This is a genomic window from Mycoplasma sp. 11548 (assembly GCF_055523555.1).
Window position 1 is genome coordinate 732,207 of record NZ_JBVFVF010000001.1, and the last position, 13,085, is coordinate 745,291.

The following is a 13,085-nucleotide window of genomic DNA, read 5'->3' on the forward strand; positions in this document are numbered from 1 at the left end:
CAATCACTTTTTAAATTTACGATTGTTATTTTTTATAAAAATTTATTGTCATACTTTATTTTATATCTAGAAAAAATATCTTTCAAATGTTTTTATGGTAATTTATTTACATTTTTTCCAACATTGAATGAATTTTTGTTTTTTCCTGGTCTTTAAGATTATTCATGTATGACTCTATAGAATCTCAATCAGGATTACCATCTTCTTTTGTTGGTAGCAACAATCTTGTTTTATTTATGTTCTTAATGTTAAAGGCTCTTCCGTAACTATATCTATACCTTTCTTTATTTAATAAAGTACAAATAAATAGAGCAATATTTTCAGTTAAAATTTTATTTTTTAAATAAATTTTAGAAATATTATTTCCACTAACAAAATCGATTGGTTGATAAAATGCTAACGCACTTTCTCCACCAATAGTTATGCAATTACCTTTTTCTAAATTAAATAATTCATCATCATTATTTATAAATGTTTTTACTCCATTATTATTCTCTGTTCTTGTTATATATGGGATTTGACCGCCTATGCTATTTTCAATATCTTCTTGAGTATAATTTTTAGATTTTTGTACTTGAAATAAATCTTTTATTAAAAACTCTTTTCATTTAGCATAATTTATGTGCATATTTTATATTCCTTCCTTAACTTTAAATGAAATAAAATCTTTTATGGTTTTTATAAAATCTTCGTCTCGCAATAATGAAAAATCAGTTTTCATATATGTCTCAGCTAATCATTCATTTTTATAATCTACATTTTTCAAAACACTAAATCCATCGATTTCTTTATTTTCTTTGTAAGCACTTAATCATCTATTTTTGGTGTTATTCCATTCCTCTTTTTCAATTCTACCCATATTTTTTTTCTTAGAAAAACCATCATCCTTATAGTAACCAAAAAAAGTCGGAATTTTTGGGTTATGTTTTATATTTAATTCAAAAATCATAATACATGTTGAAGCTGAAGCACCAGGGTGAAAAATATCGTTAGGCATGCTGAACACCGCTTTTAAACTATGTTCTTCTAACATCAATTGTTTATATTTTTTGATTTTTTCATCATTCCCTATCGCGACGGATAAAGGCAATATTGTAGCCAACAAAGCCCCTTTTGTTTTTATTTTACTTGCTATTGAATAAACAAAAAATAACCCTTTTGTAACATCCATACCAGTATTTTTTTTAATTGGTGCTGATTTAGGCATTCTTTTAGCATTAAATGGAGGGTTCATAAGAATATGAGTAATTTTTTTATCTTTTATTTTATCAATAATTCTATCATCAAACATACTTCCTAAAATTATGTTTGATTTTCCATCCTTATGAATTAACATATTAGTTGCTGCTAAAGCAAATGCTTTCTCTTCAATTTCGATTCCAAATATTTGCTTTTGCTTGATATCCTCTCTTTTTATAGGATCCTCTTCGTTTTTTAACATTTTCATCATGGCCTGTATTAAAAATGATCCAGAGCCGCATGTAGGGTCCAAGACTACACTATCACCGTTGATCCCGATTGCTTCTGACATAAAATCTGTTATGTGAGAAGGAGTAAAAGCTTGATTTTTATCCTCTTTTTGAACATATTTATTAAATGTTGTAAAAAAAAGATTTAACAAATCTTCACCTTGATTTGTTTTATCATTTATAAAAGGGATAATTTTAAAATTTATTAATTTTAAAATTTCTTCTAGATATTGGAATTCCAAGCTTTGCAAGTCTTGTTCTTTTAATACATCAGTGAGAAGGTTTATTTTCTTTTCTTTTTCTACATTTCTATCAATTTTAGAAGAAATGATTTTAGCAATTTCGTCTAATAAAAACGATGTTGTTTTGTTTGCCCTTTTTAATTCGGTCTCTAAATCAAAACCTTCTTTATTTAAAGCAACTAAACAAGAACCTACAAATTGTGCCCTTATACTTTCCTTTATATCTCGCTTATGCAATAATTCATTTAGTTGAAGAGTATTTTTAATAACTTCTTTTTTATCATTTTTTTTATTACTAAATTCATCTAAATATTCAAATATTTTTTTATTTGGTTTAAAACCATTTCACTCTTCTTTAGTTTTGTTATTAGCATTATACTTAATGCTTTCATTAAAATTCGGTTCATCTAAATCAATTAAAACTGCTATTATGTGATTTCTTGGTCTTATTATTTTTTCTAATTCAAAATAAATTTCTAATTGTCGTTTATTTTTGTTTCTTGTCGAAGAATTCTTTTTTGTTTCTATTAAAATACTTAAATTTTCATACTCAAATCTTAAATCTAATTTAAAATGCTCTGTTCCGTTAATTCCATTTAAAAAATTATTAACTTGTTCCGTCGTGATTAAATCATTATCTCTTTTATAAGACCATTCGTCGTTTTCAATGTTACTTTTAAGATATCTTCTACCTAAATTTTCTATTAAATCATATCTTTTCATCATTAATTCCTTAATCCAATCTATAGTTAAATAAACATTTTTTAGTGTGTGCGTGTGCGGGGGCACACATACATATACGCATAATGAGCACGCACTCAAGATGTTACATTAGAATTATAAAGCAATTGTATAAAAAACATAATTAATTTCTTTTAATATTCTACAAAAACTTTATAATTTAATTATAAATAAAAATTTATAATTAAGGAGTGATATGGTTTGAGATAGAGATGACTTAAAAAGAAAAATGATTAAAACTGAAAAATCAATTATTTTTGATAGGTTTGAAAAAGAAATAAAATATCATCCAGTGATAGTTTTTAGTGATTATTTTGATAATTTATACTATGTAAAATCAAGAAGTGTTTATGATCAAAAAGGAAGATTAAAAAAACCAATTAATGATGAAATATTAATTACAAAACGAAAAAAAGGTTTACCAAGCAAAGATAGCTATGTAGATTTAACACAAATATTTAAAATCAGTAAAGATGATTTTGAAAAAGTCTTTAATAAAAATGATGTAATTTATTTAGATAGCGATGATCTAAGTCATGAAGATATAACAAAAATTTATAATGGATTATATGAAAATTTATCTCAAGAACCTCCTAAAGTTTCTGTTAGTTTAGTTTTTGAAGATGAGGATAAAGTATTTAAGTCTTATATGATATATTCAGAAAAAAAACTATTAGATTATGATTTTCAAAAAATGACATTATCTCCATCAGAATCTAAAAAATATAAAGAATTTATAGATGACGTTATTCAAAATAGGAATACTGATGAAGATTTTAAAGATGAAGTTAAAAATATAAAAAATGCTGTAAGGGAGGAATTTAAGTATTATGTATATTACTTAAGAGAGGAATTGAAAGAAAATTCTATTATATTTAATGAGTTTGAAGAAAAAATGGAACATGAAGCTTTAATTTTATGTGATTCAGATGATGAAAAATATTATTTATCAATGCGTGATAAAATGGATTATTGAGGTCAAACATGAGAATTGAATGATAATCATATTTTAGTTACGATGAATAAAGATGATAATCAAGTTCAAAAATTTATTGATACAACTTCAATTCTTAAAATTAGTGAAGAAGATTTTAATAATTTTAGTAAAAATAAAACTATATATTTATCATCAAATAGCTTTGCTCAAGAAGATATTGAAAAAATAGTAAATAAAGTTAATAAAAATATAAAAAATGATTTAAATATTAGCTTTATAGAAGCGATTCAATCAGAAGCTAAAAACGAATTAGAAGCTAAAAATATTTATAGCACAAAAGAAAAATTAGATTCAGCTTTAAAAGAAAAATGGGTTCTTAAAGAAAAAAAAGATGAAGATTTAGCTCATGAAATTTTATCTATTAGAAATTCTAAGAATGTAAATAAAATAGAAAAATTTAAAAAAGTTTTCGAAGAATGATATGAAGATATTTTGGAGTATCAGCGAGAAAAAGTGAAATCCTTTACAAGGTAGAACTTAGCACTAAAGAGTGCTATTTTTTATAAAATTTTTATATGAGCAAATTTGAAAATTGAGTTGAAATAGATAATCAAAAAATGATTAAAAATTGAAATGATGAAGAATATATTTTTAGATCCAAAATTAGATTAGAAAAAACTGAATTTAAGAACTGAAAAGTAAAGAAAATAAAAAGGCGGAAAATAATAATAAATGGTGATGTTTTTGAATATAAATTGGGAGTATATACTGATAAAAGTACTGGTAAAAGTTTTACTTATTATCATAATGAAGAAACAAAAAGAATTGGTAAAAATAAATATTATTACAAAGATATTTACAACCAATTTAATAAACAAATTTGAACTAGAAGGAAGAAAAATAATCAAAAATTAATACCAAAATATGTGTTAGATTATCACTTAAAAATAGGCAATTTATCTTATAAGTTTAATAAAAATTCTAATAAATTAGATATTAAAAACAGGATAGAAATTCATATTGATGATACCTATTTTAAAGAAAATTTGGGTCGTAAAAAAGTAAAAAGATGTATAAGAAATGTTTTTTTAGTCGATAAAAATAACAATAAACATAGTTTAGTTTTTAAGGAAGAATATAAAAATTTAGACTTTATTTGCAATAAAATAAAGGAGTTTTTTGGTAAATATTTTGATAAAAATAAAGTAATAATTAGTGGTGACGGAGCAAGATTTATTAACACTATTTCAAAAAAATTAGGGGTAAAAAGGTATTATGATTTATACCATTTTAAAAGAAATTTATTTAATATTTTTGGTTTTAATAAAACAAAAAATAAGAAAAATTGCGAATTTTCAAAACATTTTCAAGTAGAAAATTTATATAAAATAATGAACAATTTTTTAGAAAAAATGAATTTTCAAGAGTTTAAAAGAGTATTAAAAAGTTTAATAAATTATCTAAAAATTCACAAAATTTTTATTAAAAAAATAAAAGAACTAAGAGGATTTTTAAAGACTTTTTCTGAAAATGAAGAGTACATTTTTAATACATTTTTGAGAAAAAATTATAATGGTGGAAGAGCAGAAAGTTATATAAATCACTTTATAAAAACCCCTATTTTCAAAAGATTTAGCTTATTTAGTTGAAACAATTGTAAAAATTTTATCAGACTAAAAAATAAGAATTTTAGTTTTGATTTTTATTAGTGTATACAAAATACATACAGTAAAGTATGCTATTTTTAAAACTTTTTATATATATTATTTAATAATATATATAATATTTTATGTGTATGTAAAAGTGTATACTATTTTCAATACAGTTTTTATAAAGTGTAGTGAAAAGTGCATACGGAAAAAATAATAAAATACCATATACTATGTATATGGTAAAGAAACTAAAAAAAGCATTTTCGTTAGAAATTCATGCGGTGTTTTTTGACACTTTAAAGTGTGCGCGCACGAGTACGTGTAGTTTAATACAAAGTATTAAACTTGATTAAGCAAAAAAAGCTTAAAAGTGCATACACTTCTTTTTTTGCTTAATTTTTGTAAATTTTGCAGTTATGAAAAATTATGATTGTGTTATAATTTTTATACAGAGTATAGTGTTTAGTTATACCACCCCTTTTTCTGCCGCTGCCAAAGTACCATAAACTAACCAATGAGCACAAAAAAATAAGTCACAAAACTTACCGCTTATCTGGAATGTTATTTCCTGTATCATTTAACATTGGTTTAATTTGTTATGGAACAATTGCTGTTTTTGGATCAATTTTATTTGTTCAAGGTAATTCAGCTGGTCTTGGTTTAACAGTTGGTACTTTAGTTTCTTTTACTCAATTTGCCAAATCATTTGCACATCCAGTGTCAACAATCATGATGCGAGCTAACGATATTTTAAAAGCCATTGAAGGCTCAAAACGTATCTTTGGGATTATAGATCAGCAAGATGAAGAAGACCAAGGTGAGATTTATCTCAAAGAAGAAAATGATAAATTTTATTGAGTTAATAAGCAACAAGATAAACTTGCAAGTTATCAAGGTTTAATTGAATTTAAGAATGTTTCCTTTGCATATGAAAATATTGCTACCATAGATAATATTAGTTTTACAGTGCTCCCAGGTCAAAAAATTGCATTAGTTGGTAAAACCGGGGCAGGTAAAACAACAATTGTTAATTTACTTGGTCGCTTTTATGAAGTTAGCAGTGGCGAAATTTTAATTGACAATATTAACATTAAATTAATCAAAAAAAGTTCCTTAAGAAAACTTTTTGGCTTTGTGCTCCAAGACATTCAAATCTTCACAGATACAATTGAAAATAATATAACCTATGGAGCAACTAAACCATTTAATGAATCATTATTACAACAAGCAATTGATAACTCAAATTTAACAACCCACATAGAAAAAATGCCACAAGGTACAAAATCGTATTTAATAAATCATAATTCAAGTTTATCCCAAGGACAAAAGCAATTAGTTTCCATAGCAAGGGTAAATTATCAAAATCCTCACATTATTATTTTAGATGAAGCTACTTCAAACATTGATTCTTTAACTGAATTAGAAATTCAAAAATCAATGGATAAATTAACTAACAAAACGACAACAATTTCAATAGCCCACCGTCTAAGTACAATAATTAACTCAGATTTAATTTTAGTTATCGATAAAGGTAAAATACTAGAAAAAGGAACACACAGTGAATTATTGCAAATAAATGGTAAATATACGCAAATGATACAAAGCTCACAAACTTAAAAATAATAATTTTTATCTTTTTTTAAAAACTCACACTAGTTAGACAGGGAATATTCAAATAAGCAAATTATTTATACTTGTTTAGTCGGCGTGAGTTTTTACTATTTATCCAGGTATGCTTTTAAATATGAATAATTATATTAATTATATAGGTTTTAATAATCTTCATTTTTTTGTCATCTACTATTTGAAATATTATTTTTTTATTTAATAAGGTAAAAACTACAAAGTTATTGATGCTAGGCACCGCTTCGCGTTTATATCAGTTGATATTATTGTTTATAATATTTAGTATATCTTTTTTATCATAAAAAAAAGAATGCATTAATCAACACCAAACAACTTTGGTGATATCAGAGTAATTTGCATAAATATAAATTTTGCTATCATATAAAAAACAATAAGCATCTTTATTATTTATTTAAATTAATATAAATAATTATATAACCATGATGACTAAAATTATCTTATGTTTTACATAACTATTTATAAAATTTTTAATCTTAATAATATATTTAATATTTAGATTTATATTTATTTTATGTTAAAATTACTTTATGAAAAAATTAGGAATTATATTAGATGCTTTTTCTTGTTTAACAAAGCAACAAGCACAAGAATTAGGTTACAAATTTTTACCCTTACAAGTAGAAATTGATGGAGTAACATACCTTGATGGTATTGATGATCGCCAAGAGTTATTAGAAAAAATTTCTAAAGCTAATAAAGTTTTAACATCATTGCCAAAACTAGATACAATTGAACAAATATTAAAAGATGCTTCGGAAGAATTTGATGATGTAATTTTTGTGGGAATTTCTTCAAAATTATCAGCAACTGCTAACACAGTTCGTACAATTGGGCAAGAACTTGGTAATATCCACGTTATGGAAAACCATTTAATTGGGGATCAAATAACTAAAACAGTTGATTATTTAAAACATTTATATGAACAAAAGAATTATACAATTCAACAATTATATGAAGAAATGGTGTGAATTAATGAATCATCTATAACAAACATTGTACCTGAAAATATTGATCACATGATTAAAGGCGGTAGACTATCAAGTTTTAAAAAATTCGTTTTAACTAAAATACCAATGTTGCCTATTTTAAGTTATGAAGAAGACGGTAGTGTTAAACTGGCAAGTTTAAAAAGAAATATTACAAAGGCAATCCAAAAAGTTATTGAGGGCATTGTGGAGTATTGTGAAGAAGAATCATCTAAAATTAAAGATAAGAAATTTGTAATCACTTTTATTCATGGTATTAAGCAAGAACTTGTAGATATTGTAATGAATAACAAATACTTTAAAGTTAATCCTCAATCAATCTTCTTAACACCTTCTGTAATTGCTGTTCATACTGGCCCTGAAGCAATAGCATTAAGCGTAATGCCGGAATTAAAATTTGATAATGAATAATCAAATAGATAAAATCGAAAAAGAAAACAACCAAATTCAAGAAATAGAGCAAATTATAAAACATCACCAAGAAAATAGTAATTTAGATAAATATAAAAAAATTAAATTTCATTTAATCTTTTATTTTAGTATTATTTCAATTATTCTATTGTTAATAGTTATTGGTGTTATCTTTTTCTTCTTATACAAATATACTGTGTAAAGTTTCTATGGAGCATATCCTAGAAACTTTTATTAAAAATAACATGGCCTTAGCCATGTTATTTTAGTTTATTTTTCAATTTTAAAACCTTTTTTCTTTAAAATATTTAAAACAGATTGATTCATTTTATCTTGTACTTTAACTGTAAGGTTAGAAACATTTCATAATGAATCTTCTTTAAGTTCAGTTAATGAGGAAGGTAAGTGAATTTTTCTTAAACTTGTTACGCTATTTACAAACCATTGTGGTAATCTAGTGACACCTTCAGGTATAATAATTTCATTAATATTTTTCAGTTGTGCAAAGGTATGTTCTTTAAAATTGGCATTTTTATGAACCGTAACAGTTGGGCCAATATTATTAGGAACAAAAACTAATCTTTCAAAGTTATTAGTATATAAAATGCCACCATAAGATGCAAACCAATAACTACCTGGTTCTACGTTAATTTTTTCCAAATATGGGTTATTGAATGATTGTTTTCAATCTTGAATTTCACGAACTGTTTTAGGTAAAGTAAATTCTTTATTTGTAAGTTTATTAGGAATAACTAATAATTTAGTCATCTCTTTGTTGTATAAAATACCATCTTTAGCACTAAAATGCTTATTATGAGGATTGACAGTAAATTCAACTACTTCACCAGTTCCGCCAGCATAATCAATTTGCTCGATATGTTCACCAATGTATAATTTTTTGCTTTCTTTTAATGCTTGTGATGAAATACTTGTAACTTTTAAATCATTAATATTATCAGCATGTTTTTGATTTTGATCCGCATTTTTGTTTTTATTACCATTAAGAGCAAAACCACGATAATATTTATATTCAAAGCCATCTTTTACATATGGCGAATTTAAAATTTCAAATGACCTATGGTCTTTAGCAAAATCATCATTTGTCTTAGCGTAGTAACTTTGGCCCCAAGTAGCATCAGAATGGAAAAATTCTTTTTTATCTTCGTCAAAAACAATATTTCATTGGTGATATCCATATTTTGATCAACCGATCACAACTGCACTTTGGACATTTAAAGAATCAAGCATTGCTTTGTATAGGTTGCTAAAACCACCGCAAACAACTATTAATTTATTCATAGCTTCAACAGGGTCAATTGAAGCAGTTTGGTCTGCGCCTTGTGCATATTTTAAATTAGCTGTAAGTCAATCAAAAACTGCTTTTACTTGATCCATTTTTTTATCTTTTCCTTTGGTAATATCTTTTACTTTATCATCAATAATCTTGCGGTTTTTAGAAATTCCGTCTTTTCCAAGTTGCTTGATTAAAGCAGGGTCATTGTCATCATAATACCTTTTGATTTGCTCAGCACTAAGGAATTTTAAATAACTCATAGCTTCTAAATTAATTTTAGCATTTGCAGGCACTTGGTTAGAATAATTTAATGAAAGCAAATCTTCACTTTTTCCTTTACCTTCTTTATGTTGCAAGTCAGATTCAGTATATGAAACCTCTGGTGCTGATTTATACTTACTTTTAGCTTCATTGAAAGATAAAGATAATTTATTATATTGTTGCTTATATAAATCTTCTGAATTTACTGGGTGATTTGTAACTAAATAATAATTAGTATCATCAATTATTTGATTTAATGAATCTCTGTACAATTCATACTTTAACTCAGACTTTAATTCATCTTTTAAAAATATTTGAACTTCAGTTAATAATTGTTCATATTGTTGTTGGTTTTTATTTGCAGGTTTAGCAGGTTCTTCTTTTTTTGCAGACTCTTGCTGCGATTTTGAAGGTGGAGGTGTAACAGTATCTGATTTTTTTTCTTCTTGATCTTTAGAACCTGGGTTAGTATTTTTCTCGTTTTCACCTTCGTTTTGTGTTTTTGTAGAGTTAGGGTCATTTACTGGTGGAGGTGTTGGCTCAAACTTGCCAGGATTTGGCTCAGTCTTTGGTGTTTCAGGGTTAGGATTTGTTTCCTTTGTTCCAATAACTGGTTCTTTAGTCGGATCTTTTGGTGCTGGGGTAGGATCACTAGGTGTGGGTGTCGTTGTTCCATTACCTGCTCCTGGTTCAGGAGCAGGTGCTGTGCAACTAGCAATGGCAAAAAGCGGAGCAGTTGCACCAAAAATAAGAAATTTCTTTAGTTTTTTATGCATAATATTCCTTTCTATATTTATAGAATTTATAAAAAAACGAATTTTTATGTATATATTATATAAGAAAATTATATTTTATTTATTAAATTTAAATTCTTCAGGAATATTATTAAAACCTGTAGGGAATAAATTAGTTTTAAAATCAGGGTATATTTGAGCCATAGCTTGGCGATAGGAGTTAATTTGAAGATTTCCTCCTCCATATATTAAATCGTATTGTGGTAAATTATATTCTCCAAATAATCCTTGGTAATTAAATCCTTCTGATCTAAAGGCTGCTAATAAACCAGTACGTGCAGCGGAGTTTCCAGAATGGAAAACACCAACAAGCTCATTATTTTGATTTCTAAATGATGTCCCACTAGCTCCACCATATGGAACATATTGCTTAGGTAAATAATTTAACCCATACCCAATTAATTTATCATTTCCTGAGACATAAAAGTCTTTACCAGTATGAGTTGCAGTTAAAAAAGCATCAGTAAGTCCTGGTTTATTAGTAAAAGTACGATAACCAAGTGAACTAGATAAATAATTACCTAAATCTTTATAACTTTGCTCATATTCATCTTTATGCCAATAAAACTCTGGGTTTGAATTTGTTCAAAGTGAATATGTATCCATTCTGGTACGGTAATTTTCACTTTGATTTGCACCCGATCCATCTTCATTTAAAAAGAAATAATCTTCAAATGATAATGGGTACCCAACTGAATATAGTTCGTTCCCTTGGTACTGTTTTTTAGTTTCATTAGTTGAAATTAGTTCGCGGTCAATTTGAGAATAGTCTTGTAAGTATGATTTTTGTAAAAATTTAATATGTTTATCTTTGGTGTTTGCATAATCATTAGTAATTAGTTTTGCAAATTCATCAGGTTTATTCTTGATTTGATCATATTCATAATCTAAATTTGAGCTAGCATTTGTCGAATAATCATAGGCTCAAACATTATCTGAATTAACGTGGCTAAAATCAAATTCTAGCACTGCAAAATCCACAAATTCTTCTAAATTTTCATATTTTGCTTTTTGCTCTGGAGTTAAAAAATCAGCAGGTTTTGAAGATAAAAAGTTTTTTCCTTCAAAAACTTTTTTTACCATAGATTGAGCAACACCATTTCTAAAAGTAAATTGTTCAAAATCAATATCAGTGCTTACTGCAGAAAATTGTTTATCTAAATTAATATTATTTTTTAATTTAGCAATGCTTACATTCCGAGTTTGGCTCGTAAAATTATCTGCAACGTGTAAGTTAGTTCCAAAATATCATTTAGTTGGATATTTTCCATCCTCAGAAATTTGATAATCTAAAATCCACATTGTTCCAGCAGAAGATTGAGTTGATCCTTCCACTGGATTAGTAAATTGTACGCTATAAGTCTGCATTGCAGCCGTTTTATAATGTTCATTAACTAAAGTTCGTGCAAGGCCACTATATCTCCATTGGAAACGCCCAATTGAATCCGCACGTTCAGGTCCTTTTTCAATTTCCCCACCTTCTTGCATTGCCAGACCTAAAAATTCTCCATTAGTGTCATATTTTGGTAATGTAAAACCTTTAATATAAGAAGATTGATATGTATCTAAACCTAATTCTTTAGCTTTTTTATCAAAATTATTTATTGCTTCTTTGTTAGAAGCAATATTTAAATCTAAGCGGTAATCAAGGGGCGAAATTCCTTTAAATTGTAAATGTGCCATCAAACTATTTAAATATAACACATTATCCATTTCATAACGTTGTTGATGGTTTAAATGTTTATATAAAACATAATCATGGTTTAAATGCTCATGGTTTTGAGGATCGTTTTTATCATATGCATTATTTTTTTTACCATCAATTGGGTTAAATTTAAGACCAGTAATAAGTTTAGATCTTGTAAATACCTCACTTGGATTTGTTTTATTTGTAAAAGTAATAATTAAATTTAAAGCTCCTAGTCAATCAGAAATATTTTGGCCTTTTTGGTCTACAAAATAATCAAATTTTGTAACATTGTAATTATATAAATTGGCATTTTGACCTTTAACATTAATTTCCAAATCCGCTAGTTTTAAATCAGTTGGATAAATATCTTCAAGTTTCTTTGAATCATTAGAATATTTTGTAATTTCAAAGTCAACATAACCTAGTTTGTCAGTTTTAAATTCTATGGGCTGCGCTATTTGCTCAGAATGATATTTAACAGTAGTATCTTCATAAAATAACTGAGCTTTAGTTAAAGAACTGAGTGAGTTAGGCACTTCAAAACTTCCGGCATATACTCCATATGAAACTGATCCATTAACTAAGTCAACTTTAACAGTATCATTAAGTAAAATATGGAATTTATCACGTTTTAAATCTTTTTGGTTTTGGGCATGGAATCAAAAATCCACTTGACGTGAATAAGGATCAAGTTGCACTAAATTAAAATGGTTTAAACTTTTAGTGCTAGTAACTTCTGGCGATTTTTGGGTAGTATTATTACCAGGATTTTTTGGTTGACTATCATTATTATTACCTGGATCATTTACAGCTGGTGGCAGTGGAGCAGGATCAGGTTCTGGGTTTGGTTTTTCTGGCTCTTTTTGTGTTGGATTACATGCACTAAGAAAGAACAAAGGACTTATAAGTGACGAAACACTAATAAGTCCCTGTAATATTTTTCTTTTTCTCATTATTTAAA

At 26.4% G+C, this 13,085-nt stretch carries 9 protein-coding genes; 5 read left to right on the forward strand and 4 right to left on the reverse strand.

Going from position 1 to position 13,085, the window contains the following annotated elements:
- Window positions 1–106 precede the first annotated feature (106 nt).
- On the reverse strand, window positions 107–628 hold the full coding sequence (locus tag AC0B4K_RS02940) for a restriction endonuclease subunit S (RefSeq protein WP_465103391.1): 522 nt from the start codon (window positions 626–628) through the stop codon (window positions 107–109).
- A gap of 3 nt (window positions 629–631) precedes the next feature.
- Complete coding sequence (locus tag AC0B4K_RS02945; RefSeq protein WP_465103392.1) at window positions 632–2,437, reverse strand: HsdM family class I SAM-dependent methyltransferase; 1,806 nt, start codon at window positions 2,435–2,437, stop codon at window positions 632–634.
- Window positions 2,438–2,648: 211 nt separating this feature from the next.
- Here AC0B4K_RS02945 and AC0B4K_RS02950 point away from each other — a divergent pair, with 211 nt between their 5' ends.
- The 5 genes from AC0B4K_RS02950 (at window position 2,649) to AC0B4K_RS02970 (ending at window position 8,287) form a co-directional block, all read left to right on the forward strand.
- Window positions 2,649–3,923 carry an Mbov_0400 family ICE element protein gene (locus AC0B4K_RS02950; protein WP_465103393.1) on the forward strand — a complete coding sequence of 425 codons (1,275 nt, stop codon included), beginning with the start codon at window positions 2,649–2,651 and terminating at the stop codon, window positions 3,921–3,923.
- Window positions 3,924–3,964: 41 nt separating this feature from the next.
- Window positions 3,965–5,098 (forward strand): Mbov_0401 family ICE element transposase-like protein, encoded by a 1,134-nt coding sequence (locus tag AC0B4K_RS02955; protein ID WP_465103394.1) that lies wholly within the window; start codon window positions 3,965–3,967, stop codon window positions 5,096–5,098.
- A 501-nt stretch (window positions 5,099–5,599) separates the two neighbouring features.
- A complete protein-coding gene (locus AC0B4K_RS02960; protein WP_465103736.1) occupies window positions 5,600–6,658 on the forward strand; it encodes an ABC transporter ATP-binding protein in 1,059 nt (352 codons plus the stop codon).
- Between the two features lie 557 nt (window positions 6,659–7,215).
- The gene (locus AC0B4K_RS02965; protein ID WP_465103737.1) at window positions 7,216–8,085 is read left to right on the forward strand and encodes a DegV family protein; all 870 of its coding nucleotides are present in this window, start codon (window positions 7,216–7,218) and stop codon (window positions 8,083–8,085) included.
- Window positions 8,078–8,287, forward strand: a complete 210-nt coding sequence (locus AC0B4K_RS02970) for a hypothetical protein (protein WP_465102418.1) — start codon at window positions 8,078–8,080, stop codon at window positions 8,285–8,287. Before AC0B4K_RS02965 ends, AC0B4K_RS02970 begins: the two co-directional genes overlap by 8 nt.
- 68 nt (window positions 8,288–8,355) lie before the next feature.
- On the opposite strand, the gene AC0B4K_RS02975 is transcribed toward AC0B4K_RS02970, so the two are convergent.
- On the reverse strand, window positions 8,356–10,416 hold the full coding sequence (locus tag AC0B4K_RS02975; RefSeq protein ID WP_465103738.1) for a transglutaminase domain-containing protein: 2,061 nt from the start codon (window positions 10,414–10,416) through the stop codon (window positions 8,356–8,358).
- A 75-nt stretch (window positions 10,417–10,491) separates the two neighbouring features.
- The gene (mip, locus tag AC0B4K_RS02980) at window positions 10,492–13,077 is read right to left on the reverse strand and encodes an Ig-specific serine endopeptidase MIP (protein WP_465103739.1); all 2,586 of its coding nucleotides are present in this window, start codon (window positions 13,075–13,077) and stop codon (window positions 10,492–10,494) included.
- Between the last annotated feature and the right edge of the window lie 8 nt (window positions 13,078–13,085).